Origin of the sequence: Hungatella sp. SL.1.14, from assembly GCF_024460495.1 — a bacterium.
Taxonomy (GTDB): Bacteria; Bacillota; Clostridia; order Lachnospirales; family Lachnospiraceae; genus Hungatella; species Hungatella hathewayi.
On record NZ_JANFYJ010000001.1, the window covers coordinates 19411 to 45566 of the forward strand.

At 49.6% G+C, this 26156-nt stretch carries 27 protein-coding genes, 1 other RNA gene and 1 riboswitch; of the genes, 24 read left to right on the forward strand and 4 right to left on the reverse strand.

Features of this window, described 5'->3' with window-relative positions; genetic code table 11:
* The first annotated feature begins 14 nt into the window (after positions 1 to 14).
* From NE473_RS00085 to NE473_RS00120, 8 genes are all read left to right on the forward strand, one after another.
* Positions 15 to 731: a tRNA (adenine(22)-N(1))-methyltransferase gene (locus NE473_RS00085; RefSeq protein WP_055651832.1), complete on the forward strand. Its 717-nt coding sequence runs from the start codon at positions 15 to 17 to the stop codon at positions 729 to 731.
* A complete protein-coding gene (locus NE473_RS00090; protein WP_055651831.1) occupies positions 700 to 1509 on the forward strand; it encodes a Nif3-like dinuclear metal center hexameric protein in 810 nt (269 codons plus the stop codon). Before NE473_RS00085 ends, NE473_RS00090 begins: the two co-directional genes overlap by 32 nt.
* A 60-nt stretch (positions 1510 to 1569) precedes the next feature.
* The gene (locus NE473_RS00095; RefSeq protein WP_055651830.1) at positions 1570 to 3231 is read left to right on the forward strand and encodes a nucleoside kinase; all 1662 of its coding nucleotides are present in this window, start codon (positions 1570 to 1572) and stop codon (positions 3229 to 3231) included.
* 52 nt (positions 3232 to 3283) lie between these two features.
* The gene (locus tag NE473_RS00100; RefSeq protein ID WP_022032726.1) at positions 3284 to 4207 is read left to right on the forward strand and encodes an AEC family transporter; all 924 of its coding nucleotides are present in this window, start codon (positions 3284 to 3286) and stop codon (positions 4205 to 4207) included.
* Between the two features lie 91 nt (positions 4208 to 4298).
* Positions 4299 to 4661: RNase P RNA component class A (rnpB, locus tag NE473_RS00105), an RNA gene on the forward strand.
* A 175-nt stretch (positions 4662 to 4836) separates the two neighbouring features.
* Entirely contained in the window at positions 4837 to 5901 is a 1065-nt protein-coding gene (locus NE473_RS00110) for a lysylphosphatidylglycerol synthase transmembrane domain-containing protein (protein ID WP_242866241.1), read from the forward strand.
* A gap of 183 nt (positions 5902 to 6084) precedes the next feature.
* Complete coding sequence (locus tag NE473_RS00115; protein ID WP_022032725.1) at positions 6085 to 6534, forward strand: LytTR family DNA-binding domain-containing protein; 450 nt, start codon at positions 6085 to 6087, stop codon at positions 6532 to 6534.
* A 1-nt stretch (position 6535) separates the two neighbouring features.
* Positions 6536 to 6934, forward strand: coding sequence for a DUF3021 family protein (locus tag NE473_RS00120; protein WP_006776923.1), 399 nt, complete (start codon positions 6536 to 6538; stop codon positions 6932 to 6934).
* Between the two features lie 64 nt (positions 6935 to 6998).
* Here the strand turns inward: NE473_RS00120 and NE473_RS00125 are convergent, their stop codons facing one another.
* Entirely contained in the window at positions 6999 to 7424 is a 426-nt protein-coding gene (locus tag NE473_RS00125) for an aspartate carbamoyltransferase regulatory subunit (protein WP_022032723.1), read from the reverse strand.
* Entirely contained in the window at positions 7418 to 8341 is a 924-nt protein-coding gene (gene pyrB, locus NE473_RS00130; protein ID WP_022032722.1) for an aspartate carbamoyltransferase, read from the reverse strand. The genes NE473_RS00125 and pyrB overlap by 7 nt, the downstream gene beginning before the upstream one ends.
* A 300-nt stretch (positions 8342 to 8641) precedes the next feature.
* On the opposite strand from pyrB, the gene NE473_RS00135 reads away from it, so the two are divergent.
* From NE473_RS00135 to NE473_RS00210, 16 genes are all read left to right on the forward strand, one after another.
* Positions 8642 to 9364: an ABC transporter ATP-binding protein gene (locus tag NE473_RS00135; RefSeq protein WP_055651842.1), complete on the forward strand. Its 723-nt coding sequence runs from the start codon at positions 8642 to 8644 to the stop codon at positions 9362 to 9364.
* Positions 9348 to 11177: a COG1361 S-layer family protein gene (locus tag NE473_RS00140; protein WP_022032720.1), complete on the forward strand. Its 1830-nt coding sequence runs from the start codon at positions 9348 to 9350 to the stop codon at positions 11175 to 11177. The genes NE473_RS00135 and NE473_RS00140 overlap by 17 nt, the downstream gene beginning before the upstream one ends.
* On the forward strand, positions 11167 to 12531 hold the full coding sequence (locus tag NE473_RS00145) for an ABC transporter permease (RefSeq protein ID WP_055651828.1): 1365 nt from the start codon (positions 11167 to 11169) through the stop codon (positions 12529 to 12531). The genes NE473_RS00140 and NE473_RS00145 overlap by 11 nt, the downstream gene beginning before the upstream one ends.
* Before the next feature lie 129 nt (positions 12532 to 12660).
* Positions 12661 to 12743, forward strand: a riboswitch (ZMP/ZTP riboswitch).
* A 65-nt stretch (positions 12744 to 12808) separates the two neighbouring features.
* Positions 12809 to 13549: an IMP cyclohydrolase gene (locus tag NE473_RS00150; RefSeq protein WP_055651827.1), complete on the forward strand. Its 741-nt coding sequence runs from the start codon at positions 12809 to 12811 to the stop codon at positions 13547 to 13549.
* A 26-nt stretch (positions 13550 to 13575) separates the two neighbouring features.
* Positions 13576 to 14751 carry a phosphoribosylaminoimidazolecarboxamide formyltransferase gene (locus NE473_RS00155; RefSeq protein WP_055651826.1) on the forward strand — a complete coding sequence of 392 codons (1176 nt, stop codon included), beginning with the start codon at positions 13576 to 13578 and terminating at the stop codon, positions 14749 to 14751.
* A 94-nt stretch (positions 14752 to 14845) separates the two neighbouring features.
* Positions 14846 to 15496, forward strand: coding sequence for an RNA polymerase sporulation sigma factor SigK (gene sigK / locus NE473_RS00160; RefSeq protein WP_022032716.1), 651 nt, complete (start codon positions 14846 to 14848; stop codon positions 15494 to 15496).
* Positions 15497 to 15669: 173 nt separating this feature from the next.
* On the forward strand, positions 15670 to 16497 hold the full coding sequence (gene licT / locus NE473_RS00165) for a BglG family transcription antiterminator LicT (protein WP_006776176.1): 828 nt from the start codon (positions 15670 to 15672) through the stop codon (positions 16495 to 16497).
* A 25-nt stretch (positions 16498 to 16522) separates the two neighbouring features.
* Positions 16523 to 17014 carry a PTS sugar transporter subunit IIA gene (locus tag NE473_RS00170; protein WP_022032715.1) on the forward strand — a complete coding sequence of 164 codons (492 nt, stop codon included), beginning with the start codon at positions 16523 to 16525 and terminating at the stop codon, positions 17012 to 17014.
* A 13-nt stretch (positions 17015 to 17027) separates the two neighbouring features.
* Positions 17028 to 17282 carry an HPr family phosphocarrier protein gene (locus NE473_RS00175; protein WP_022032714.1) on the forward strand — a complete coding sequence of 85 codons (255 nt, stop codon included), beginning with the start codon at positions 17028 to 17030 and terminating at the stop codon, positions 17280 to 17282.
* A 72-nt stretch (positions 17283 to 17354) separates the two neighbouring features.
* The gene (gene nagE, locus NE473_RS00180) at positions 17355 to 18794 is read left to right on the forward strand and encodes an N-acetylglucosamine-specific PTS transporter subunit IIBC (protein WP_039892960.1); all 1440 of its coding nucleotides are present in this window, start codon (positions 17355 to 17357) and stop codon (positions 18792 to 18794) included.
* 201 nt (positions 18795 to 18995) lie between these two features.
* A complete protein-coding gene (lepB, locus tag NE473_RS00185) occupies positions 18996 to 19562 on the forward strand; it encodes a signal peptidase I (protein ID WP_055651825.1) in 567 nt (188 codons plus the stop codon).
* A 130-nt stretch (positions 19563 to 19692) separates the two neighbouring features.
* Positions 19693 to 21054 carry an MATE family efflux transporter gene (locus NE473_RS00190; protein ID WP_055651824.1) on the forward strand — a complete coding sequence of 454 codons (1362 nt, stop codon included), beginning with the start codon at positions 19693 to 19695 and terminating at the stop codon, positions 21052 to 21054.
* 38 nt (positions 21055 to 21092) lie between these two features.
* Positions 21093 to 21719 (forward strand): manganese efflux pump MntP, encoded by a 627-nt coding sequence (locus NE473_RS00195; protein ID WP_055651823.1) that lies wholly within the window; start codon positions 21093 to 21095, stop codon positions 21717 to 21719.
* 58 nt (positions 21720 to 21777) lie between these two features.
* Entirely contained in the window at positions 21778 to 22944 is a 1167-nt protein-coding gene (gene fliB / locus NE473_RS00200) for a flagellin lysine-N-methylase (RefSeq protein WP_055651822.1), read from the forward strand.
* A gap of 42 nt (positions 22945 to 22986) precedes the next feature.
* The gene (locus NE473_RS00205; protein ID WP_055651821.1) at positions 22987 to 23631 is read left to right on the forward strand and encodes a sugar O-acetyltransferase; all 645 of its coding nucleotides are present in this window, start codon (positions 22987 to 22989) and stop codon (positions 23629 to 23631) included.
* A 141-nt stretch (positions 23632 to 23772) separates the two neighbouring features.
* Entirely contained in the window at positions 23773 to 24951 is a 1179-nt protein-coding gene (locus NE473_RS00210) for a cell wall-binding repeat-containing protein (protein ID WP_022032708.1), read from the forward strand.
* A 96-nt stretch (positions 24952 to 25047) separates the two neighbouring features.
* Here the strand turns inward: NE473_RS00210 and NE473_RS00215 are convergent, their stop codons facing one another.
* Positions 25048 to 25740, reverse strand: a complete 693-nt coding sequence (locus tag NE473_RS00215) for an LrgB family protein (protein ID WP_055651820.1) — start codon at positions 25738 to 25740, stop codon at positions 25048 to 25050.
* Positions 25733 to 26104, reverse strand: coding sequence for a CidA/LrgA family protein (locus tag NE473_RS00220; RefSeq protein WP_039894179.1), 372 nt, complete (start codon positions 26102 to 26104; stop codon positions 25733 to 25735). Before NE473_RS00220 ends, NE473_RS00215 begins: the two co-directional genes overlap by 8 nt.
* Positions 26105 to 26156: the final 52 nt, after the last annotated feature.

Below are 26156 nucleotides of genomic sequence, written 5' to 3' on the forward strand. Positions count from 1 at the left end.
TTGGAGCTGTATATATGAAACTGTCAAAACGGTTAGAAACGGTTGCTTCCTTTGTTCCCAAAGGAAGCAACATTGCTGATATAGGGACGGACCACGGTTACGTTCCCATTTACCTGGTAAGAGAAGGCCTGGCGGAGCGCGCGGTAGCCATGGATGTGAGAAAAGGCCCGCTGGAGCGCGCTAAGGCACACGTGGCGGAAGCCGGACTCGAAAACAGAATCGATGTCCGCTTAAGCGACGGACTGACAGGGCTGAAACCGGGAGAAGCGGACTGTGTCGTGATCGCGGGTATGGGGGGTGAACTGGTCATACATATTCTGGAGGCGGGACGCAGCCTGTGGGAGACCATCGGATACTGGGTCCTTTCCCCGCAGTCGGAACTGGATAAAGTGCGCCGTTTCCTGGAAAAAGAGTCATTTTCCATTGTTCGGGAGACTATGATGAAGGAAGATGGAAAATACTATACGGTGATGGGGGTGACCCGGGGCGGTTTATCCGGGGAAAACGACTCTGAACCGCATTACCTGTATGGAAGCCGGCTGATCCGGCAGAAAAATCCTGTTCTCGCAGAATTTCTGAAGAAAGAACAGGAACAGCTGGAACAGATTCTGGATACACTAAAGGACAGCGATACGCCCGCAGCCTTAAAACGCCGCGTGGAAATGATGGAAAAGCTGGCCTGGAACAAGGAGGCACAGGATGAAATGCTTGGAACTGATACAGAAGCTTGAGACACTGGCGCCGGCGGACTGCGCCTGTGAGTGGGATAATGTCGGTCTGCTGGTCGGCTGGCGGGAACGGGAGATTCACAGGATCTTAATCGCACTGGATGCCACAGACGAGGTGGTGGAGGAAGCCGTCCGGATGCGGGCGGATCTTTTACTCACACACCATCCGCTTATTTTTAAACCGCTTAAAAAGGTCAATGACGATGATTTCATAGCCCGCAGGGTGATGGAATTAATTCAGTACAATGTGAATTATTACGCTATGCATACGAATTTTGACGCTGCTCCCGGCTGTATGGCCGATCTGGCGGCAGAGCGGCTGGGACTGACGGAGACGCGTGTCCTGGAGGTTGCCGGAACCATGGAGACAGACGGAAGGCCTGTCGAATACGGGATCGGTAAAGTGGGGCTTCTTCCTTCCGCAATGACGGTAAAGGAACTGGCGCTGCTGGTCAAAGAGCGGTTTCATCTGCCGTTTATTACCGTTTACGGAGAACATGCGGCAGGAGAGACGGTAACGCGTGTGGCGATTGCCCCCGGATCGGGAAAGAGCTCTATCGCATTTGCGGAGAAGGCCGGAGCCGAAGTGCTCGTCACCGGCGATATCGGGCATCATGAGGGGATCGATGCCGCAGCCAATCATCTGACTGTTCTGGATGCGGGGCATTACGGTCTTGAGCACCTGTTTATCGGATTTATGGCTGATTATCTGGAGCGTGAATTCGGAGCGCGCCTGGAGATCCATAAAGCGGCAGCGGCGTTTCCGGCGGCCGTGCTTTAACAGCCTGGTACATTCAAAGCCCCCGCCGCAGGCAACGGGGAACCAACAAGGAGGTAACAGATGGCATTCGTAACAATCGGTGATGTAACAAAGGAATATCCCAACGGGACGACGTACCTGGAGATCGCGGAGGAATATCAGCCGCAGTACGAGGACGACATTCTGCTGGTGCGGATAAACGGAAAGCTCCGGGAGCTTCATAAGAAAGTGAAATTTGACTGCAGGCTGGAGTTCTACACAGGCAGGGATCAGCCGGGAATCCAGACGTACCACAGGAGCGCTACCTTCCTGATGCTGAAGGCATTTTACGATGTGGTGGGAGTGGAAAAGATCGAGAAGGTTACCGTGGATTTTTCCCTCGGAAAAGGCTATTATATTGAACCCCACGGCAGCTTTACGCTGACAGAGGAACTGATCGGCCGCGTGAAGGCCCGGATGCACGAGTATGTGGAAGAGAAGATCCCCATCATGAAGCGGAGCGAGAATACGGATGACGCCATTGAGCTGTTTCACAGACACCGCATGTATGACAAGGAACGTCTGTTCCGCTACCGCCGGGTATCGCGCGTCAACATCTACAGCATCGGCGGTTTTGAAGATTACTACTATGGCTATATGGTACAGAATACGGGATATATCAAGTATTTTGACCTGTTTCTGTACGATGACGGCTTCATGCTGATGCTGCCCCAGAAGGATAATCCCAAAGAGGTCCCGGTATTTGACGCGGAGAAGAAACAGAAGCTTTTCCAGGTGCTGAAGGAAAGCGTAAAGTGGGGCGAACGCCTGAATGTCTCCCATGTTGGGGAGCTGAACGAGGTGATCGCGAAGGGAGACATCAGCAGACTGATCCTGATTCAGGAGGCCCTTCAGGAAAAAAAGATCGCTGAGATTGCCGAAAAGGTCACGAAAGAGCGGGATAAAAAATTCGTGATGATCGCTGGTCCGTCGTCCTCCGGCAAGACGTCATTTTCCCACCGGCTGTCGATCCAGCTAAAGGCACAGGGGATGATTCCCCATCCGATCGGCGTGGATGATTACTTTGTCAACCGGGTGGACAGTCCGAAAAATCCCGATGGAAGCTATAACTACGAGGTGCTGGAGTGCCTGGACGTAGAACAGTTTAACAAGGATATGACGGCCCTGCTGGCCGGTGATACCGTAGAGATGCCGCGCTATAATTTTAAGACGGGAATGCGGGAATACCACGGAGACATGTTAAAGCTGGGAAGAGACGATATCCTGGTAATTGAGGGAATCCACTGCTTGAATGACCGGCTTTCCTATTCCCTTCCGGCGGAAAGCAAATTCCGCATCTACGTCAGCGCGCTGACCCAGCTCAACGTTGACGAACACAACCGGATTCCCACCACGGACTGCCGCCTGCTGCGCCGCATGGTCCGGGATGCCAGGACGAGAGGCGCCTCCGCCCAGGATACGATCCGTATGTGGCCGACGGTGAGACACGGGGAAGAGCAGTATATTTTTCCGTTCCAGGAATCCGCCGATATGATGTTTAACTCTGCCACGGTATATGAACTGGCGGTTTTAAAGCAGTATGCGGAACCGCTTCTGTTTGGGATTCCAAGGGAGTCGGAAGAATATATGGAGGCCAAGCGCCTGCTTAAGTTCCTGGATTACTTCCTGGGGGTAAACAGCGAGACGATTCCCAATAACTCAATCATACGGGAATTTATCGGAGGAAGCTGCTTCCGGGTGTGACGGCAGGAACGCAGTACAAAAGAAAAATTGATGGGAATGTGAGGATGGAAACGTGGAACTGGCTGTTATTACTGCGGAGAAAATAAGCGTCATGTTTGTCATGGCGCTTATCGGGATGATTTGCTGCCGGATTGGTCTGATTAGCGGACACACCAATGAGAAGCTTTCGGATATTCTGCTTCTTCTGGTGTCTCCGCTGCTTATTTTTACCTCCTACCAGCAGGCCTTTGATCCGGAGAAGCTTTACGGGCTTCTGACTGCATTCTTCATGGCGGCGGTCAGCCACGCAGTGGCCATTACGCTCGCATCTTTTCTGGTGAAAAAGGGAAGAACGGACTGGGAGGTTGAACGGATATCCGCGATCTATTCCAACTGCGGTTTTATGGGGATTCCGTTGGTGAGCGCACTGTTTGGCGCCGACGGAGTTTTCTATGCGACCGCCTACATCACTGTATTTAATATTCTGGTATGGACGCACGGAGTGATCCTGATGACTGGAAAGCAGGATTTTAAGTCATTCCTGACGGCTCTTCGATCCCCCTGTATCATTGCGGTGGTGCTGGGGCTGTTCTGCTACCTGGCGCGAATCCGTTTTCCCGCCGTTATTCTGGAGCCGCTTACGGCCATTGCCGATATGAATACGCCGTTAGCCATGCTGGTGGCCGGTGTGTCCATTGCAGGCAGCGACATTAAGGCCCTGCTTATGAAGGTACAGATCTATTATATCTGTGCCATACGTCTGCTCATTATCCCAACAGTCGTCCTTCTGGTGCTGAAGGCTTTCCGTCTCGATGACATGGTCACTACGGTGGTCGTACTGGCAACAGCCTGCCCTACGGCAACCACAGGCACGCTGTTTGCCCTGAAATTCCACCGGAATTCCGGTTACGCCTCGGAGATATTCGGCCTTGCCACGGCCAGTTCCATCGTGACGATTCCGCTGATGATGCTGTTGTGCGGGCTGATAAACGGATAGGGCCTGAGCTGCAGCCGGAATTGAACTGCGAAAAGATTTCTGCCGGCTTTCCTTTACAAAAAGGCAAATCTATGGTAAACTAACAACGTTTTGAGTAAGACAAATGGCCGCAGCTGTGATGCCGAAAGGCTGCAGATGAGGAAAGTCCGGGCTTCACAGGGCAGGATGCCAGATAACGTCTGGCGGAGGCGACTCCAGGGAAAGTGCAACAGAAATATACCGCATCTGCGCGTCTCACCGGCGCGTAAGTGTAAGGGTGGAAAGGTGGTGTAAGAGACCACCGCTCTCCTGGCAACAGGAGGGGTCCATGTAAACCCCATTCGAAGCAAGACCGAACAGAGAGCATAAGGCGGCCCGTCTGCTCTCGGGTAGGTTGCTTGAGCCTGCCGGCGACGGCAGGCCTAGATAGATGGCCATTCAACGACATAACCCGGCTTATCGTCTTACTCAAAATATAAATGAAAAAGCCCTTTGCCATGCGGGCCTGCATGATATGTCAGCAGGTTCATGCGGCAGAAGGCTTTTTCTGTTTGACCGGGAAACAGTAAATTTGAAGAAATATTTAGAAAATCCTCACAGGATTTTAATATTTAAGGACTATAATGGTATTCAGTGAATCCTGGAAGGGTGTGACGATATTGAAACAAAAGAGAATGCATAAGAGGCAGATGATGATCTGTCTGGCTGTTCTGGCGGTACTGTCCTTTATGACGTTTCATATTCTGTTTAAGGACCATTCGCCGGAATCGCTGTATGAAGTTTTTTCCGGGGCAGACTGGAGATTTGTGGGGCTTGGCGCTGCCTGTATGGCCGTTTATCTGATCTGTGAGGCGGAGAGTATCAGAACCCTGATGGGAGCTTTTCAGACGAAGGTTCCGTTTCTTAGGTCGGCAGGGTATTCGTTTGCCGATTTTTATTTCAGCGCGATCACCCCGTCTGCGACCGGGGGCCAGCCCATGCAGCTTTACTATATGACGCGGGATGGATTCGGTTTTGCGCAGAGTTCCTTTTCCCTTCTGACTCTGGCCGCGGTATACCAGCTGATGGTTCTGGTGTATGGCGTGGTCATGGTAATTCTCAAGTATCCTTATGTGCAGAGCCAGGGACGGCTGATCAAGTGGCTGCTCGTGTTCGGGATAGCCGTAAACGGCCTCTGCTCTCTGGGAATTCTTCTGGTGATCTTAAAAAGGGCTCTGGTAGAGCGCATTGCCATGACAGGAATCTCGATAGCCGTGAAACTGAGAATCATAAAGGACAGAAGGAAGCTGGAGCGGAAAGCGGAGCATCTGATCGATGAGTACAGCCGGGGCGGTGAATGCTTCCGCAAATATCCGCAGGTTTTTGTCAAAGTGATGATTTTAACTGCGTTTAGGCTGACGGCGCTGTTTCTGATCCCGTATTTTGCCTGTCTGGCTCTTGGGATCGGAGGTGTGGAGCCGCTTGAATTCCTGGCGGTCCAGGCCATACTGAGTCTGGCTGTAACCGCGGTACCGCTGCCGGGGTCGGTCGGTGCGTCGGAGGGCAGCTTTATGATCTTATACAGCGGAATGGTTGCTGCAGATCATTTGTTTCCCATGATGATGCTGAGCAGAGGAATCAGCTTCTATGGCTTTCTGGCCGTCAGCGGTGCGGCGACTCTGGTTCTTCAGTTCTGGAATGCCGGAAAGCACCGCAAAACAGAGGTTCAGATGTGATAATAAAGAGAACAGGTTCCATGCAGTTGGTCATATCTTCTCCGGCCAGCTGCATTTTTCTGTCGTGAAGAAAGGTTGAAGAAGGATTTTTGGCATCTTACTGGCAAAAAATTACCACTCACTGCATTTTCAGAGACAAATCAGAGAGGCTGGTATACAATGACATCAGAAGGGAGGCAGAGTATGAAAATTATCATCGAACCGGGAGATATGGAAGAACCGGAGGTCATCATACGGGGACGGAGCGGAAGCGAGGAGGTCAGGCAGCTGCTGGAGCTTTTAGGCGGAGCGGGAGGCATATCCCAGATCCCGCTGTATGCGGAAGAAAAGGAATACTTTTTTAAGCCGGAGGAGATCTGCTACTTTCTCACGGAGGGCGGAAAGGTCAATGCCTATCTGGAATCCGGAGTCTATGAGGCAAAAGGAAGGCTCTATGAGCTGGCCAGGCAGCTTCGCCACAGAGGATTTATTCAGATCAGCAAAAGCACAGTCATCAACACTGCCATGGTTGCTTTTGTGGAGGTGGAGTTCAGCGGCAACTATACCGCATTTTTAAAGGATGGAAAGACAAAGCTGCTTATTTCCAGAAACTACATGAAGGATTTTAGAAAATATATTATGGAGGGACGATAATATGAAACGCTTCGAAGAGTTTTTAATCAGTATATTTACTGGAATTGGGATCGGGGCTGTCGTGTGTACGGTAACCATGGCTGCCATGGGTGGAATGGACGCGACGCTAAAACAGGTGCTGGTCTGGGTGGCGGCGTCTGCGCTGTTTGCCGTTATTTCTCAGATTATGTGCATGGATTTTGGCAATCTTCTGATCCGCACCGTAATCCATTTCTGTCTCTGTTTTACTCTGGCTGCTACGGTTGGGACATTTCTTCACTACTCCTCGGACTGGATCTCCAGCGCAAGGGTGATGCTTCCTGCATTTATCATCATTTATGTGATTATTTATGTGGCCATATTTCTCGTACGCCTGGCTGAGACGAAGGAACTGAATAAAAAGCTGAAAGAACCGGAATAAAGGAAAAAAGAATCATGACAGACTGATATGAGCACTGTCATGATTCTTTTTTTATTTCCACTGGTTATTTGGAATACTTTTCCTCACAGTACATGCAGCGGTAAGTCTCCGTCTCAGAATCGGCCAGATAGAAGATATGCGGCAGTTCCTGCTCGATGGAGGTGATGCAGCGCGGGTTCCTGCAGTGGATGACATTGGTAATCTTTTTCGGAAGCTTTAAGGTTCTCTTTTCCGCAATCTGATTGTCGCGGATAATGTTAACCGTAATATTGTGATCGATATAGCCGAGAATGTCGAGATCGATGTGGTCCAGGCCACCCTCAATCTTAATGATATCCTTGCGTCCCATCTTGCTGCTCTTTGCGTTCTTGATAATGGCAACCTGGCAGTCTAACTTGTCCAGTCCCAGGTTATAGTAGATGTCCAGGCTCTTGCCGGCCTGAATGTGGTCTAATACGATGCCTTCGTTTAATCCGCTGATATTTAACATGGTTTTTCTACCTCCAGTAATGTCATGATAAGGGCCATGCGCACGTATACGCCGTACTGGGCCTGTTTAAAGTAGGCGGCTCTCGGGTCGTTGTCTACTTCGACGGAGATTTCGTTGACTCTGGGAAGCGGGTGAAGAACGTACATGTCTTCCTTGGCCAGCTTCATTTTGTCCTTATCGAGAATGTAGCAGTCTTTTAAACGAATGTAATCTTCCTCGTTGAAGAAACGTTCCTTCTGTACGCGGGTCATATAGAGAATGTCGAGAGACGGCATGGCTTCGTCGAGGCTGTCCATTTCCACGAACTCGATGTTGTTCGCTTTTAATACGTCTTCTCTGATGTATTCGGGAACGCGCAGCTCCGGTGGGGAGATGAGGACGAACTTAATGTTCTCATAGCGGACCAGAGCGTTGATCAGGGAGTGGACGGTACGGCCGAACTTCAAATCGCCGCAGAGGCCGATGGTTAAGTCGTGCAGCCGGCCTTTTAAAGAGCGGATGGACAGTAAGTCCGTGAGCGTCTGGGTCGGGTGCTGATGGCCGCCGTCACCGGCGTTGATCACCGGAATGCCGGAGTGTGTGGCTGCTACTAACGGAGCGCCTTCCTTGGGATGTCTCATGGCACAGATATCAGCGTAACAGGAAATCACGCGGATCGTATCGGCCACGCTCTCGCCTTTGGCTGCCGAACTGGAATCGGCAGAAGAAAAGCCGAGTACGCTGCCACCTAAATTTAACATGGCTGCTTCAAAACTCAAACGAGTTCTTGTACTTGGCTCATAAAATAACGTCGCTAATTTTTTACCGTCACATACGTGGGAATATTCCGAAAGGTGATGTTCAATATCGTCTGCCAGATCGAGCAGCTGACCGGTTTCTTCCACACTAAAGTCTAATGGGTTTAATAAATGTCTCATAAGAATCTCCTTTGTCTGTTTTTCAATCCGCATTCTGGAAGTGAATCCAAAATGGTATGGCAGCAGGGCTGCTGAATTCTTTCACCATTATATAGTATCTCTTAAAATATTTCCATACTTTTTTACAAAAAAAGTGCCTGTAAGGAATATTTAAGGAACTTTAAGAAAAATAAGGAAGACCGGATGGCAAACCTGTTGTATAATGGCAGTATGAGAAAAGGAGCTGCGTTACGTGCTCATAGCGAGGAGGTATCTGCTTTGGCGGAAGAAAACAGGGAAGAGAAGAGTAAGAAGATACCTATGATTCAGGTGAAAAATCTCTACAAAGTATATAAAGTCGGCGATACCAAGGTCTATGCTTTGGGAGGGGTCGACTTTACGGTATATAAGGGAGAATTTTGTGCGATTGTCGGTCCTTCCGGCTCTGGAAAGTCCACACTTCTTAATATGATGGCCGGTCTGGAGAAGCCCTCGAAGGGGGAGATTGTCATTGCCGGGAAACATATTGAGAAGCTGACTGAGAACCAGCTGGTCGCTTTCCGGCGGAAGCATGTGGGCTTTATCTTTCAGTCCTACAATCTGCTTCAGACGATGAATGCCGTAGAGAATGTGGCGCTGCCGCTTTCGTTCCGCGGTGTCCCCAAGAAGAAACGGAACGAGAAGGCGGTAAAGTACATTAAGCTGGTCGGTCTGGAGAAGCAGATGAAGCATATGGCCAACGAGATGTCCGGCGGCCAGCAGCAGCGTGTGGGTATTGCCAGAGCACTGGCGGTGGACCCGCAGATCATTTTTGCAGATGAGCCTACCGGTAATCTGGATTCGAAGACGACGAAGGAGATCCTGGGGCTGATGAGGAAGATTGTGCGGGAGCAGAATCAGACGCTTGTCATGGTAACTCATGATAATTATATTGCCGGGTTTGCCGACCGGCAGTTACATATTGTAGACGGCAAGATCTTCAAGATCGAAGAACAACACCATGATGATACCGAGGAGGAGACAGAGAATGAAGAAGAGAGGTAACAGAGTACTGGCGGGGCTGCTTGCCGTACTGGTAGTGCTGGGGGCCGTGCCGGTTCAGACGATGGGAGCGCAGTACGGGATACAGAAGAATAAGTATCTCGACGTCAAGAAGACTCCAACCGGAAAGACCGGCCAGAATATGACCATTAGCATGATATTTGACAACAGCAAGGGGAGCGAGGATTTACAGGGCGTATCCGTCCGGTTTGACGACAGTGCGGTGGACAGCGAATACGACGCGGCGGAAGACCCGGATGAAGAGACCCGGTATAACGGTTCCATCTTCCCGTTCGAGATTACCTCCAGCATCTTTGATGCCAAAGTAATCGGTTCTGTAAAAGCGGGAGCGACCAAGACCGTTTCCTTATCTGCGAGAGTCAGAAGAGATATAGCCGAGGGCTATTATTCCGTACCGATTATCGTGAAAGCAAACGGCAGCGATGCCACGACGGACCATATCAATGTCTGGATCACCAAATCCAGCGGAACCACGGAATCGGGAGACGATGAGGGATCGATCCGGTTCGAACTGGGGGAAAACCAGTCCACTCCGTCCGGCCAGTATCCGGATGTGATGAATTTCACCGTAAACTTACGCAACGCGTCGAATATTACGGCATTTGATGTCAACGTGCGTATGGGGTTAAGCGAGGACAGCACAAAATTCCCCTTTAACATCAACGACGGTAACTATGTGAGACATTTTGACCGGGTCGGCGGCGGAGAGACCCAGGAGGTCTCCTACAGCATGGCCATCCGCAAGGAAGCGTACACCGGATACTATCCCATTACCTTTACAATCGAATACAGGGACAGTACCGAGGGCGACATTCAGAAAGCGGAATCCATTTTCTACGTTCACGTCCAGAACAAGGACAAGGAAGAGGAGACGAAAGAGTTCAATGCCAATGACAGAACGAGAGCCAGACTGATCGTCGACGGATTCCAGACGAATCCGGAGGTGGTTTATGCAGGCGATGAATTCGACCTGATACTCCGAATGAAGAACGCTTCCGAGAACGTGGCGGCCAGCAATATCCTGTTCACTCTGGAATCGGAAAAGGTTACGGACAGTGCTGTATTTACCACGGATTCCGGTTCTTCCTCCATTGTGGTGAATTCTCTGGCCGCGGGCCAGAGCACGGAGCTTAAGATCCGCATGAGGGCAGGCGCGTGGGTAGACCAGAGAACATATGCCATAACCATCAACGAGAAGTATGACAGCCCGGAGTATAAGAATGCGGAGGAAAAGGTTACCGTTGATATTCCGGTGAAGCAGATGGCCAGATTAAATACAGGAACGATTGAGGTGATGCCTGACACGATGTCGGTGGGCGCGGAAAGCAATGTCATGTTCCCGATTAATAATACGGGCAAGGTGCTTCTGTATAATGTTATGGTCACATTTGTGGGAGATTCCATTCAGCAGACAGATTCCTATGTGGGAAATATTAAGCCGGGAGAGTCTAAGACCGTGGATGCCATGGTGAGCGGCGTGACGCCTACTACAGATGACGGCAAGGTCAAAATTCTGATTACCTACGAGGATGAGAACGGCGTCGTCAGCGATCCGATCGAGAAGGAGATGACGCTGATGGTCACGGAGGAGATGGAGCCGGAGGATGGAATGCTCGACGATATGGGAGCGTTTCCGGCAGATACAGAGCCAGCCGGCATTAAAAAATATCAGAAGTTTTTAATCCCCGGTATCATTGCGGTACTTGTAATTGCAACGGCAGCGGCGGTAGTGGTCCTGAAGAAGCGTAAAAAGAAGAAGGAAGCAGAAGAAGAGGACATAGACGATGAAATTTAGCGATTTGCTTTCCATGAGCGTGAATAATTTAAGACGAAGAAAGTTGAGGACATTCCTGACCGTTCTGGGAGTTGTAATTGGTACGGCTTCCATCGTGGTTATGGTGTCCCTGGGTATCGGCCTGAATGAACTCACGATGGAACAGATTGCCTCATACGGGAGCCTGACAGAGATATCAATCTACTCGGATGCAATGTGGGGAGGGAATACACAGGACGGCAAAGAGCCCAATTACATGACGGATGAAGTAATTGAAAAGTTTCGAAAGCTTAACCACGTATCATCGGTGTCACCCATCCTGAATTTTTATGTCATTATGAAACAGGGCGTCTATCAGGCGAACGTCAACTTAACGGGTGTTACGAGAGAGTATATGAAAAATATACCCTTAAAGGAAGGAAGTCTTCCGGCGGCAGACAGTCAGGAACTGGAGATGGTGGTGGGAAACCAGATTCCCATGCGTTTTCAGAATCCAAAGTCGAGAGGGAATGTATACATGTTCTCTAACGACCCGGCAGACGCACCGGATGTTGATTTTATGAACCGGCCCATGTTTGTGATTTTCGATACGAATGCATATTACCAGAGCCAGAACGGATCCTCTGCGGACGATGAAAACCCTGTGAGGGCTCCTAAAAAATATATGCTGAAAACTGCGGCGATGGTAGGCGGCGAAGATTATAATAACTACAGCTTCAGCGTCTATGTGGATATTGATATGCTGAAAGCACAGTTAAAACAGGTGTTTAAAAAGAATCCGATTCCGGATCAGCCGACGAATAAGAAGGGAAAGCCCTATAACTATTTTATCTATGACCAGGCGGTTGTGGAAGTGGACGACATGAAAAATGTAAGTGAGGTCCAGAAAATAATCAATGATATGGGATTTCAGGCCTCCAGCCAGATGGACTGGCTGGAGCAGTCACAGAAGCAGTCCAACATGGTACAGGGAGTACTTGGCGGCATCGGCGCCGTTTCCCTGTTCGTAGCTGCCATCGGAATCGCCAATACCATGATGATGTCCATCTATGAAAGAACGAAGGAGATCGGTATTATCAAGGTACTGGGCTGTGATATGAGAAATATTAAGAACATGTTCCTTCTGGAATCAGGATTTATCGGTTTCATGGGAGGTGTGATCGGAATCTTGCTGAGTTACGGAATCTCCTTTATTGCCAACAAGTTTTTATCGGGGCAGTTTCTGGTTGGAATAGAAGGCGATTTATCGAGAATTCCGCCGTGGCTTTCATTAGCGGCGATTGGATTTGCCATCTTCGTGGGTATGGCAGCCGGCTTCTTCCCGGCGCTGCGCGCCATGAAGCTAAGTCCTCTGGCAGCGATCCGCAACGAATAGAAAGTGGGTGGATCGTCGTCATCACCGCCGGACCGCGGCCAGACCGTTATGGAAATGCCTGCTGCCGGGAGAGCACAGGTACAGGAAAAAATACTTGCAATTCAAACAGGAATATTATATGATGTTTGGAGAGGTACGTGCGACTGGCGGATAAGTGGAGAAACACCACGGGGAGCACGTTACAGTTAAAGCCGACCGCCTGGGCACCGCTTTGGGGTATCCAGGCGGTTTTTTGCGTCCTGATTTCGGACGTCACCACGATTGAGGAGGAAAGAAGATGAACATGATTTCACTGAAGGACGACTTGAGAGGCAATTCCTATCCGGGAAGAGGGATTATCATCGGAAAAACGCCAGATGGGAAAAAGGCGGTTACCGCTTATTTTATTATGGGAAGAAGCGAGAACAGCCGCAACCGCGTATTTGTGGAGGACGGAGAAGGAATCCGTACTCAGGCGTTTGATCCGTCAAAGCTTACGGACCCCAGCCTGATCATTTATGCACCGGTCCGGGTTTTGGGAAACAAGACGATAGTGACCAATGGTGACCAGACGGATACGATCTACGAGGGCATGGACAGGCAGATGACCTTTGAACAGTCTTTGAGAAGCCGTGAGTTTGAACCGGACAGCCCCAACTATACCCCCCGGATCTCCGGAATTATGCATGTACGGGGAAACTCTGACGGTGATGCTTCGGAAGCAGGCGGCTATAATTATGCCATGTCCATCTTAAAAAGCAGCAATGGAAATCCTGAGTCCTGCTGCCGCTATACATTTGCTTATGAGAATCCTGCTGCCGGCGAGGGCCATTTTATCCATACCTACATGCATGACGGCAATCCGCTTCCAAGCTTTGAAGGAGAGCCCAAACTGGTGGAGACCATGGATGACATCGATGTGTTTACCAGCCTGCTGTGGGAGAATTTAAACGAGGACAATAAGGTGTCCCTGTTTGTACGGTATATTACGATTGCCACAGGCGAGTATGAAACGCGCATTGTGAATAAAAACCAGTGATTTTTTTACGAAAAGGAGAAAGAGCGATGAAAGAATTAGAACTGAAGTATGGCTGCAACCCGAATCAGAAACCGTCCAGAATCTTTGTCAAGAACGGAGAACTGCCGATCGAGGTGCTGAGCGGCCGTCCGGGCTATATTAATTTCATGGATGCCTTCAATGGCTGGCAGCTGGTAAAGGAACTGAAGGAAGCGACAGGACTTCCGGCAGCGGCTTCCTTTAAGCACGTGTCTCCGGCGGGAGCGGCAGTTGGCCTTCCGTTAGATGAGACGTTGAGAAAGATTTACTGGGTGGATGATATGGGGGAACTCTCCCCGCTGGCATCAGCCTATGCCAGAGCGAGAGGCGCTGACCGCATGTCTTCCTTTGGCGATTTCATCTCTCTGTCCGACGTCTGCGATGTGGATACGGCCAGGATTATCAAGCGGGAAGTCTCCGACGGCGTCATTGCTCCCGGATATGAGCCGGAGGCTCTGGAGATTTTAAAGTCCAAGAAGAACGGCAGTTACAATGTGATCGTCATCGATCCGGAGTACAGACCGGAGCCGATCGAGCGCAAGCAGGTATACGGCATTGTATTTGAGCAGGGAAGAAATGAACTGAAGATCGATGAGGAGCTGCTTAAGGAAGTCGTGACTGCCAATAAGGAGATTCCGGATTCTGCAAAGATCGATCTGATTATCTCTCTGATCACTCTGAAATATACCCAGTCCAACTCCGTGTGCTTCGCAAAGGGAGGCCAGGCCATCGGCATCGGCGCAGGGCAGCAGTCCCGCGTTCACTGTACGCGGCTGGCGGGCAATAAGGCGGATAACTGGTTCTTACGCCAGTGCCCGAAGGTGTTAAATCTGCCCTTTGCCGACAAGATCCGCCGCGCGGACCGCGACAACGCCATTGACGTCTACATCGGTGAGGACTATATGGACGTGCTGGCAGACGGCAGATGGGAGAATATTTTCAGGGAGAAACCGGAGGTGTTTACAAAAGAGGAGAAGAGAGCATGGCTGGACCAGATGACAGACGTGGCCCTCGGTTCCGATGCGTTCTTCCCCTTCGGCGATAATATTGACAGAGCTTACAAAAGCGGCGTGAAGTATGTGGCACAGCCGGGCGGATCGGTCCGTGACGATCAGGTAATCGAGACCTGTGACAAATACGGCATGGCAATGGCGTTTACGGGAATCCGCCTGTTCCACCATTAAAATAAAAGAAGTATAAGCCTATATTTTTTGTAAAAGCACTTTAAAAGGAAAGACGGCATAAAATGAGAGTAAGTAAGTTTTAAGGCGGCTTTCTTTGAAAACTTTTCCCAAACCTTTAACTGCGCGAGAGGAACGAGAGTGTCTGGAACGATACCAGGAAGGGGATCAGGAGGCGAGAGCCACACTCATCGAGCGGAATATGCGTCTGGTGGCGCATGTGGCCAAGAAGTATCAGAATACAGATTATGATATGGAGGACCTCCTGTCTGTAGGAACCATCGGTCTCATCAAGGCCGTCAATACGTTTCACACGGACAGGGGGTCAAGACTCGCCACCTACGCCGCAAAGTGTGTGGAAAATGAAATCCTCATGCTCCTTCGTGCCAATAAAAAATATTCAAAAGAGGTGTCTTTATTTGAGCCCATCGGAGTAGACAAGGATGGTGAAACCGTCAGTCTGGTGGATGTCATAGAGATGGAGAACAAGGAGGCTCTGGAGACCATCATTTTGAGTCAGGACATCAGGGAACTGTACGATGCATTTGACCACTGTCTCAGAGACACGGAGAAAAAGGTTATCGGTATGCGGTACGGACTGTACGGCGGAAAGGAGCACACCCAGCGGGAGATCGCCGATATGCTGGGAATATCCAGGTCCTATGTCAGCCGGATCGAGAAGAAATCCATTGAGAAATTACGCATGGAATTCGAGAAAAACAATAAGAAATCAGGAATTATTAAATAAGTATAAAAAATGTCTAAATAATTTGTTGACTTTTTCCTAGAGTTCTGGTATAGTATGAATTAAGTTAATACGAGATGGATTGTTACTGGTAAGCAGGCAAAACCAATTTTGATCAATGAAAATATAACTTTATTTTCGCTGGCAGAATTGGTTTTTTTATTTGTAGGTGAAGTATGAAAATTGACAAGATTATCAACAATAACATTGTCAGTGCCATAGAAGCGGATGGAAAAGAAGTTGTTATCATGGGCCGGGGACTGGGATTTGGAATGAAGCCCGGGAAGGAGATTCCGGAGGGAAAGATCGAGAAGGTTTTCCGGTTAGACAGCCAGAACAGCACGGATAAGTTTAAAGAGCTGCTGGCGAATCTGCCTCTGGAGCACATTCAGGCCTCCACGGAGATCATCAATTATGCGAAAAGCGTGTTGAACCGGCGATTGAACCAGAGCATCTATATCACACTGACAGATCATATTAATTTTGCCATTGAACGATTTAAAGAAAGAATGGTGTTTACCAATCCGCTGTTAAACGAGATCAAGACGTTCTACAAGGAAGAATACCTGGTCGGCGAATACGCCGTAGCCCTGATTGAACGAAGGATTGGAATTAAGCTTCCGGTGGACGAGGCGGGATTTATTGCGCTTCATATCGTAAATGCAGAATATAATACAGTCATGCGGGATACGATTGATATTACAAACTTAATTCAGAATGTTGTAAAAATCGTGAAAGAATATTTTTCCATGGATTTAGATGAAACTTCGCTGAATTACCAGCGCTTTGTTACTCATCTGCGTTTCCTGGCCCAGCGGATTATCGGAGGAGAGATGTTAAACAGCGAGAATCCGGAATTTAATCAGCTGATCAGCCAGATGTATCCGGAGGAATACGCATGCAGCCTGAAGTTAAAGGATTATATCCAGGTGACCTATCACCATGATGTGACCGAAGAAGAAACGGCATATCTGGCTGTCCATATAAAGAGAATAAGAATGTAAGGAGAAGAAAGGAGATTGAGGAAACATGTTTAATTCATTAAAAAAGATGTTTTCAGGAAGTGAGAAGGAGAGAGAGAAGATCCTTGCTCCCGTAGAGGGAAAGGTGGTACCGTTAAGCGAGGTCAGCGATCCGACCTTCAGCCAGGAGATTCTTGGAAAAGGAGTCGCTGTTATTCCTGCAAAGGGGAGAATCGTGGCGCCGGCCAGCGGTGTTCTGACCGTTATGTTTGAGACAAAGCACGCCGTCAGCGTAACGACTGACGGAGGCGCTGAGATCATCGTCCATGTGGGCCTTGATACCGTAAATTTAAAGGGAGAGCATTACACCTCCTATAAGAAGCAGGGAGAGCATGTCAAAGCGGGAGAACTCCTTCTGGAGTTTGACATCGATGCGATCAAGGAAGCGGGCTACGATGTGATTACACCAATCATCGTATGCAATACGCCGAATTATCCGGATATGGTATGCCATACCGGCATGGAAGTAAAGGAACTGGATCCGATTATCGAATTATAGGACTGGGCGATCAATGAGGGAGTTTTTATATGAAGTGAAAGACCCCATGGGCTTTCACGCAAGACCGGCTTCACGGCTGTTTATGAAGGCAAGAGAATTTGACTGCCGGATTGACATTGCCGCGGAAGGGGAAACGGTGGATGGAAAGAATCTTCTGGCTCTGATGGGTCTCGAGATCAGAGAAGGGGAGCTGCTTCGGTTCCGGTTCGAGGGAACCGATGAGGCAGAGGCGGAGAAGGCACTTTTAGAGGTGCTGGACCAGATATGATTTGAACCTGTGATGGGCACAGGATCAGATAAATAAATGTCCGCTAGGACAAAAGAAAGGGGTTTCTTTATTATGATGAAGTATTTGCAGAAATTGGGTAAGTCATTGATGCTCCCGGTAGCGGTTCTCCCGGCAGCAGGTATCCTCATGGGTATCGGTTACTGGATTGACCCGACAGGCTGGGGCGCCAACAGCGCCATCGCAGCATTCCTTATCAAGGCGGGCGGTGCAATTATTGACAATATGGCAATTCTGTTTGCCATTGGTGTTGCTGTTGGTATGGCGGATGATCACGAGGGTACAGCCGGTCTTGCCGGTCTGGTTTCCTGGCTGATGATTCAGACCATCCTTTCCACAGGTGTAGTTGCCATGTTAAAGGGCATCGACGCTGGGGAAGTAAATGCAGCTTTTGGTAAGATCAACAACCAGTTTATCGGTATCTTATCCGGTATCATCGGTTCCACCTGCTATAACCGGTTTAAAAACACGAAGCTTCCGGACGCGCTGGCATTCTTCAGCGGCAAGCGTTCTGTTGCGATCGTAACGGCTCTGGCTTCTCTCGTTGCCTGCCTTGTATTATTCTTTGTATGGCCGGTAGTTTACTCCGCACTGGTAGCATTTGGTGAGGCAATTCTTGGTCTTGGCGCAGTAGGTGCAGGTATTTACGGTTTCTTCAACCGTCTGCTGATTCCTGTCGGCCTTCACCATGCACTGAACTCTGTATTCTGGTTCGACGTTGCAGGTGTGAATGACCTTGGAAACTTCTGGGCAGGCACAGGTACATTGGGCGTAACCGGACAGTACATGACAGGTTTCTTCCCGGTTATGATGTTTGGTCTTCCGGCAGCAGCTCTGGCAATGTATCACACAGCAAAACCTGGCAAGAAGAAAGTTGCATACGGTTTATTACTGGCTGCAGCAGTATGTTCCTTCTTTACAGGCGTTACAGAACCTCTGGAATTCGCATTCATGTTCTTAGCACCAGGCTTATACTTAATCCATGCATTATTAACAGGTATTTCCTTAGCGATCTGTGCGCTGCTTCCTGTCCGCGCAGGCTTCAACTTCAGCGCCGGTTTTGTTGACTGGTTCTTAAGCTTCAAGGCTCCGATGGCAGTGAATCCTCTGTTCATCATTCCGATCGGCCTGATCTATGGCGTGATCTACTACGTCGTATTCCGTTTCGCAATCGTGAAGTTCAACTTCAAGACACCGGGACGTGAGGATGACGATGACATTGATGAGAATCAGGTAACATTAGCGAACAACGACTATACTCAGGTTGCTTCCATTATCCTGGAAGGACTCGGTGGAAAAGGCAATATCAAGAGTGTTGACAACTGTATCACAAGACTGAGACTGGAAATCAACGATTACACACTGGTTAACGAAAAGAAGATCAAATCTGCAGGCGTTGCAGGCGTAATCAGACCAGGAAAGACCAGCGTACAGGTTATTGTTGGTACCCAGGTACAGTTTGTAGCAGATGAATTTAAGAAATTATGTCAGTAATCTGACATGGAGACAGCCGGGCGGGTGACCGTTCCGGCTGTTTTACTGTATCCAAAGCGGGATCAGTCAATCGGTTTTATTGGTTCAGCTATGCCGGAGCGGGAAAATAAATGTTAAATTTATGTGAAAAGGATGAACGAAAGGAGATTTTTGTGGTAGAATAGGAAAAGAACACAGAACAGCAAAGGAAAATATGCAGATATGAGAGAAAAAAAAGAAACATTACAGGAACAGGAAGAGCCGTTTGATCTGAAAAAAGAGATATTTGAATGGGTGAAGATTATTATTGCGGCAGCGGCTATCGCGTTCTGCCTCAACACCTTTATCATAGCCAACAGCACGGTGCCCTCCGGTTCTATGGAAACGACGATCATGACAGGAGACAGAATCATCGGTTCCAGGCTGGCCTATAAGTTCGGCGGAGACCCTGAGCGGGGAGATATCGTCATTTTCGATCATAAGACAGGCCCCGGCGATAAGGAGACTCGTCTGGTAAAGCGAATTATCGGACTTCCCGGAGAGACGGTGGAGATCAGGGACAATCAGTTATATGTCGACGGAGTCCTGCTGGACGAGCCGTATTTGAGAGAGGCGATGGACTCTGAGAACTATCATTTTGAAGTGCCGGATGGCTGCTATCTGATGCTCGGCGACAACCGCAATTACTCTGCAGACGCCAGATACTGGCCAGACCCTTATGTGCCGGAGAAAAAGATACTGGCAAAGGTTCTCTTCCGATATTATCCCAGAATTGGAAAAATTGAATAGACGAAAGAAACTTCTTGACCTTCCGGTTACTGGAAGGTCTATTTTATAGGATAGAAGATTACTTCCATAATATAAAAATCAGTAGAAAGAGCAGTGTATCACAGCTGCACAGACAGGGAGGAACGGGAGGATGCAACAGGAAAACAATCTGACGGAAGGAAATGTGTTTCGGGTTCTGCTGGAATTTTCCATACCATTTGTAATTGCCAATGTGATTCAGGCGCTGTATGGCGCTGTGGATCTGCTTGTAATCGGCAAATACTGTACGCCGGAAAGTGTCGCTGCGGTTTCCACGGGAACGCAGGTTACACAGATCATCACCAGCATGATTACGGGTCTTACGCTCGGAGGAACCATCATGGTGGGAAAATATACGGGGATGAACGCGAAGGAGGAGGTGAAGAAGACCATTGGAACCACACTGTCTATATTTGGAGCAGCCGCCCTGGTACTAACGGTTCTGATGATCATCTTTTCGCCGGCAGTCTTAAGACTGTTAAAGACGCCGGAGGAGTCGTTTGAACTGGCAAAGCAGTACGTGATCCTGTGCAGCTGCGGAATCATCTTTATCTGCGGTTACAACGCGATCAGCGCCATTCTGCGCGGATACGGGGACTCCAAACGGCCCATGATGTTTATCGCCCTGGCCTGTGTACTGAATATCATCGGTGATGTGGTGCTCACGGGCATTCTGGGCCTGGGAGTGGCAGGCGTTGCCATTGCCACCATCGGATCACAGGCGGTCAGCATGATCTGCGCGATCTGGTATCTGAACCGAAACCGTTTTATTTTTACGTTCCGATTCTCTAATTTAAAAATTGACCGGGATAAGGCGCTGGAGCTGGCAAAGGTGGGGATCCCCATCTCCCTGCAGGAATGTATGGTGCGGCTTTCCTTCCTCTATCTTACCAGTGTGACCAACCGCCTCGGCGTCTATGCGGCGGCGGCAGTGGGAGTAGCCAGCAAGTATGATGTGTTTGCCATGCTGCCGGCCACCTCCATCGCCAATGCACTGGCTGCGATTACAGCCCAGAATTACGGGGCAGGAAAGCCGGAGCGGGCGAGACGTTCCCTGGCAGCCGGACTTGCCTTCGCTGTGGCAGCCTCCTCCGTGTTCTGGCTGTGGGCCCAGGTGTCTCCGCAGACCATGATCGGAATCTTTTCAGATAATCAGGACATCATAGCGGCGGGAATTCCGTTCTTTACATCGTGCAGCTATGATTATCTGGCGGTCAGTTTCGTATTCTGTCTAAATGGTTACTTAAACGGCCGCGCAAAGACCATTTTTACCATGATCAGCTGCTGCTTCGGAGCACTGGCTTTGCGCATGCCGCTGATCTGGCTGGTTTATACCCGCTGGCCGGATAATCTGTTCCGGATCGGAACCATTGCGCCCATGGTGTCCGGATTTATGGCCTGCTATACCCTTATTTACGTAATCTGCGGCTTTTGGAAGGAGAGAAACGAGAGAAGGGTTTCCAAAAGCGCTTAAGGGGAATATATTACTAGAAAAAGCAAAGACAGATGACTATGTTTCATATCCTGGTTTTAGTCCTGGCCCTCTGCATGGACACGTTTGTGGCCAGCATGGCTTATGGCGCAAATAAAGTGCATATTACATGGGAAAAAATCGTTGCCATGAATGCCGTCTGCAGCGGCTGTCTGGGCATTGCGCTGGCGGCGGGCAGTATACTGGATGATCTCGTTCCGGAGACGATGACCCGGACGGTGTGTTTTATCAGCCTTTTCCTTCTGGGCATCGTGAAGCTTCTCGATTATTTCATCAAGAAATACATTAACAGGCACGTAAGCCTGCACAAGGGAATCACGTTTTCTTTTTCAGGTCTCCGGGTGATTGTCAATATCTATGGAGATCCCATGGCGGCAGACTGGGATCATTCCCAGTCGCTGTCGTGGAAAGAAGTTCTGTTTCTGTCCTTCGCCATGTCGATCGACAGCCTGATTGCGGGAGCCCTCTCCGCATTTCTGGAAATACCGGTGGGACTGACGATGGGGACGGCGTTTATCATGGGGATCTTGGTGATGGCTGCAGGTCTTTTTTTAGGCAGAAAGCTGGCGGCCCGCTGCAAATGCGATCTGTCCTGGATCAGCGGCGTGCTGTTTATGATTCTGGCCGTGACAAAAAGCCTCTCATGAGTTATACTATGAACACCTGGCAGAGTTTCAGAATACCAGGTGACAGGAGATAAGATATATGAAAATTACAGTACCGCATTATTACAGCCGGTTTCAGTGCGTGGCGGGTCAATGTCCGGATACGTGCTGCGCCGGCTGGCAGATTATGATCGATGAGACATCTTTAAAAAAATACAGGAAAAGAAGAGATTCCTTCGGCAGCCGGCTGAAGAATTCCATTGACTGGGAAAATTCTGCGTTCCGCCAGTATAACGGACGCTGTGCCTTTTTAGATGAAAACAATCTCTGCGACATCTATTCGGAAGTGGGGCCTTCCATGCTCTGCCGGACCTGCCGGGCGTATCCAAGGCATATCGAGGAGTTTGAGGGGGTGAGGGAGATTTCTCTGTCGCTGTCGTGTCCGGAGGCGGCAAAGCTGATTCTGGACTGTAAGGAGCCGGTACGGTTCCTGAGTAAAGAGACGGAGAAAGAGGAGACGTATCCTTTTTTTGATTTCTTTCTTTATACGAAGCTTATGGATTGCAGAGATGTCATCATTTCCACCTTACAGAACCGGGAGCTGGACTGGAACCTGCGCGCGGGAATCGTGCTGGGGCTGGCTCATGACTTACAGCGCAGAATCGTAAATGACCGTCTGTATGAGACCGATTCCCTGCTGGAGCGATACGGGAGGAAGGGGGCTGTCGAAAAGCTGGCCTCCAGGCTTTTGGCGTATCAGATTGACGGGGATAGCCGTTTTGAGGGGATGAAAGAACTGTTCGGCTTCTTTGACGGGCTGGAGGTGTTAAACGCCGGCTGGCCGGATTATATCGGACGCGTGAAGGAAGTGCTTTACGGAGCCGGAGAAGACGCTTATGAGGAGCAGAGACAGGAATTTTATGAGTACCTGGAGTCGGAGGAAGAGCGGCTGGAGACGTGGGAGCGGTGGTCTGAGCAGCTGATGGTCTACTTTGTATTTACCTGGTTCTGCGGTGCGGAATACGATGAACACCCCTATGGGAAGATGAAGCTGGCCGTGGTGAGCACGCTCCTGATCCGTGAGACGGCGCAGGCACTGTGGAAAGAGCAGGGCGGCGTACTGGAAAAGGAAGTGTTTTTTGAGGCCGCACGCCGCTATTCAAGGGAGGTGGAACACTCGGATTTGAATCTGGAACGCCTGGAGACTTTGTTCCGTGAGAAGAAGGTCTGTAGCCTGGACCGGCTGCTTACACTGGTCATGGGGTAACATGAAAATAAATAGAAAAAGAAGAACCGGAGGTACAAAAACATGTCATTGGAAGGCAAGATGAAGAACGGCCGCTTATACTGCGAATTCGGCCATGAGTTGGAAGAGAACAGGGCATATGAGCGGAAGATCGAATACCAGCGAGTACATTGTAAGGAGCTGGTCTATGATTATAATCAGACAAGACCGTCGAATGTAAAGGAAAAACGGAGAATTTTAGATGAACTTCTGGCGGAAGCGGGTGAGGAAATCTGGATTGAATCCCCCGCCTTTTTTTCGTACGGCTGCAATACGCATATCGGTCATCATTTTTATTCTAATTTCAATCTGTGTGTCGTCGATGACTGTGAAGTCTTTATCGGCAACTACGTGATGTTTGGGCCGAATGTGACGCTTACAGTCACGGGACATCCTGTCTGGGGAGAATACCGCCGCAAGGGCGCTCAGTTTTCCCTGCCGATCCACATTGGCGACGACGTATGGATCGGTGCCAATGCCATCATTCTTCCGGGAGTGACGATCGGAAATGATGTAGTGATCGGTGCCGGCAGTGTGGTAACCCACGATATTCCTTCCCATTCGGTGGCCTTTGGAACGCCGTGTCAGGTGGTGCGGGAGATCACGGAAGAAGACCGGCTGTATTACCGGAAGGGACAGCCGGTGAATGAAGACTGGGACAGAGATTAGTTACACATTTTTAAGAATGGTTGGAAAAGTCTGTCATAAAAATGTAATATTTCGTAATGATAAAGAAATTGAAAGATATTTGTTATTTTACTATAATAAAGATAGAAAATAACTGGTGCATTTTTATGAGGAGGAATTGATATGAAAGGAAAGCGATTGGGTTTTATTTTGACACTGGTCCTGATCATGGCGCTGGCTGTGCCGGCATGGGCCGCGGATACGAAGATTGATTCGGTGAAGCTGGATTTCTCGTATGCAGGGGCAGAACCAAAGTCCGGCAATGAGATCGGCGGAATTCACGTGAAGGTGCCGGATGGACAGCCTTTTACCGTTGAATACGCGGAGTATTCCAACGAGGGCGATGTCTGGGTAGTCGGCGACCGGCCACTGGTCCATGTAGAACTGACGGCGAAGAGCGGTTACCGTTTCGGTTCCACATCGAAGAGCAGATTTACGTTAAACGGCTGCAGCGCAGTTTATAAAAAGGCCAGAATCTACGACGACGGAACACAGATGGAGCTGGAAGTATATTTAAAGAGAATCGGCGGAACCTTAAGCAGCGTACAGAACTTAGAGTGGGGAGGCAACGTGGCCTACTGGGATCCGCTGGAAGGTTCTAAGGAATACGAAGTCCGGCTTTACCGCGATGAGAAATCAGTAGTGACGGTTAAGACGACAGACAGCAGTTATAATTTCTCAAACAATATGGACCGCGAGGGCTCCTATACCTTCCGTGTCCGCGCCATTGCAAGCTATAATTCCAGAGCCGGCGAGTGGTCTGACTACTCGGAGGACTACTACATCGATGAAGATGAGGTCTGGTACTACGGCGGCAACGGTGCCTGGCAGCAGAATGCCAGAGGCTGGTGGTATGCGTATTCCGGAGGCGGATATCCGAGAAGCTGCTGGAAGCTGATTGACAACGCATGGTACTATTTTGACGGCGACGGATATATGACGACAGGCTGGAGAAGGGTCGACGGCAATTACTACTATCTTGGGCCGGACGGCAAGATGCGCACCGGCTGGCAGCAGATCGACGGAGCGTGGTACTATCTGGACGGAAGCGGCGTGAGAACCACAGACTGGCAGTATGTGAACGGGCGCTGGTACTATATGAATTCCAGCGGTGTGATGCAGATTGGCTGGCAGAGGATCAACGGCGACTGGTATTATCTGGACGGAAGCGGAGCCATGGCGACGGGCTGGCAGTATATTAACGGAGCATGGTACTATCTGGATGGAAGCGGTGTGATGTACGCAGGGCGCTGGACACCTGATGGAAGATATGTGGATTATAATGGAGTATGGGTTCAGTAAGCGGCTGTACGCTGCTGAATGAAGAAGGGCGCATCGGAAACTGTCTGATGCGCCCTTTCCTATGCAGAATGTGATGAGAAAAGTCTGTAATCAGTTTTAAAGAAAATTAGCAAATACCGACGCAAACAGGACGGTGCATAGCCCGGATACGGCGATGGCGAGGCTGCTCATGGCGCCTTCGACCTCGCCCATTTCCATGGCCTTCGTGGTGCCGATGGCGTGGGAAGCGGATCCGATGGCGATCCCTTTGGCGACCGGTTCCGTGATGTGGAAAAGTCGGCAGACCGTCTCAGCGATAATGTTGCCGATGATTCCCGTGATGATAATACAGGCTACAGTGATCGTGACGATACCGCCCATCTCCTCAGATACGCCCATGCCGATGGCTGTGGTGATGGATTTTGGAAGAAAGGTGACATACTGTTCATGCGTCAGCCCGAAGAGAAGCGCCAGGACCAGAACCGTTGCCATGGTGGTCAGAACACCGGTCACAGTCCCTGCCAGAATCGCCCTGGCGTGCTTTTTGAGCAGGCTTAACTGCTGGTAAAGCGGCACGGCCAGACAGACGGTGGCGGGAGTCAGCAGATAGCTTAAGTATCTGGCGCTTAAGTTGTAGCTTTCATAGTCAATGTGGAAAACTGATAAAAATATCATGACTGCAATAATGGATATCAACAGTGGATTGAAAATGGGAGATTTAAACTTTGCCTTGAGAAACAGGCCCAGTTCATATCCCATGATGCTGACTGCTGCTCCAAAAAAAAGAAACTCTTTTATCATCTCATTCATGTTCCGGTACCTTCTTTTCTTTGTCAGATCTTATAAAAAACTGCGTGATTTTCCCTGTGACGACCATGACCACCACTGTGGAGACCAGTGTGATGACCAGGAATGGGACGAGGATCGGCCGGAGAAGCCCCCAGGAATCCAGAAGTCCCACCGCGGCGGGGATGAACATCAGCGGCATAATATCGATCAGAAAAAAGCTGGCTTCCCGGACGCTGTCCAGGGGAATGAGCTTCGTATAAAGCCCCGCGAGCATGATAAGCAGCCCGTAGATGCTGGCTGGAACCGGCAGTGGAATAAAGTAGTGAAGCGCTTCCCCGATCAGGGAAATTATCAGGATGATACTGAATTGTTTGATGAATTTCATGTTTTGCCTCCCTTGATGTATCATTCGTTTAACTACGGTTTATCCTAAACTC

Coding starts and splice junctions, on each gene's coding strand:
- NE473_RS00085 (WP_055651832.1), top strand. CDS start 15: ATGAAACTGTCAAAACGGTTAGAAACGGTTGCTTCCTTTGTTCCCAAA.
- NE473_RS00090 (WP_055651831.1), top strand. CDS start 700: ATGAAATGCTTGGAACTGATACAGAAGCTTGAGACACTGGCGCCGGCG.
- NE473_RS00095 (WP_055651830.1), top strand. CDS start 1,570: ATGGCATTCGTAACAATCGGTGATGTAACAAAGGAATATCCCAACGGG.
- NE473_RS00115 (WP_022032725.1), top strand. CDS start 6,085: ATGAAAATTATCATCGAACCGGGAGATATGGAAGAACCGGAGGTCATC.
- NE473_RS00120 (WP_006776923.1), top strand. CDS start 6,536: ATGAAACGCTTCGAAGAGTTTTTAATCAGTATATTTACTGGAATTGGG.
- NE473_RS00125 (WP_022032723.1), bottom strand. CDS start 7,424: ATGTTAAATATCAGCGGATTAAACGAAGGCATCGTATTAGACCACATT.
- pyrB (WP_022032722.1), bottom strand. CDS start 8,341: ATGAGACATTTATTAAACCCATTAGACTTTAGTGTGGAAGAAACCGGT.
- NE473_RS00135 (WP_055651842.1), top strand. CDS start 8,642: ATGATTCAGGTGAAAAATCTCTACAAAGTATATAAAGTCGGCGATACC.
- NE473_RS00140 (WP_022032720.1), top strand. CDS start 9,348: ATGAAGAAGAGAGGTAACAGAGTACTGGCGGGGCTGCTTGCCGTACTG.
- NE473_RS00145 (WP_055651828.1), top strand. CDS start 11,167: ATGAAATTTAGCGATTTGCTTTCCATGAGCGTGAATAATTTAAGACGA.
- NE473_RS00150 (WP_055651827.1), top strand. CDS start 12,809: ATGAACATGATTTCACTGAAGGACGACTTGAGAGGCAATTCCTATCCG.
- NE473_RS00155 (WP_055651826.1), top strand. CDS start 13,576: ATGAAAGAATTAGAACTGAAGTATGGCTGCAACCCGAATCAGAAACCG.
- licT (WP_006776176.1), top strand. CDS start 15,670: ATGAAAATTGACAAGATTATCAACAATAACATTGTCAGTGCCATAGAA.
- NE473_RS00170 (WP_022032715.1), top strand. CDS start 16,523: ATGTTTAATTCATTAAAAAAGATGTTTTCAGGAAGTGAGAAGGAGAGA.
- NE473_RS00175 (WP_022032714.1), top strand. CDS start 17,028: ATGAGGGAGTTTTTATATGAAGTGAAAGACCCCATGGGCTTTCACGCA.
- nagE (WP_039892960.1), top strand. CDS start 17,355: ATGATGAAGTATTTGCAGAAATTGGGTAAGTCATTGATGCTCCCGGTA.
- lepB (WP_055651825.1), top strand. CDS start 18,996: ATGAGAGAAAAAAAAGAAACATTACAGGAACAGGAAGAGCCGTTTGAT.
- NE473_RS00190 (WP_055651824.1), top strand. CDS start 19,693: ATGCAACAGGAAAACAATCTGACGGAAGGAAATGTGTTTCGGGTTCTG.
- NE473_RS00195 (WP_055651823.1), top strand. CDS start 21,093: ATGTTTCATATCCTGGTTTTAGTCCTGGCCCTCTGCATGGACACGTTT.
- fliB (WP_055651822.1), top strand. CDS start 21,778: ATGAAAATTACAGTACCGCATTATTACAGCCGGTTTCAGTGCGTGGCG.
- NE473_RS00205 (WP_055651821.1), top strand. CDS start 22,987: ATGTCATTGGAAGGCAAGATGAAGAACGGCCGCTTATACTGCGAATTC.
- NE473_RS00210 (WP_022032708.1), top strand. CDS start 23,773: ATGAAAGGAAAGCGATTGGGTTTTATTTTGACACTGGTCCTGATCATG.
- NE473_RS00215 (WP_055651820.1), bottom strand. CDS start 25,740: ATGAATGAGATGATAAAAGAGTTTCTTTTTTTTGGAGCAGCAGTCAGC.
- NE473_RS00220 (WP_039894179.1), bottom strand. CDS start 26,104: ATGAAATTCATCAAACAATTCAGTATCATCCTGATAATTTCCCTGATC.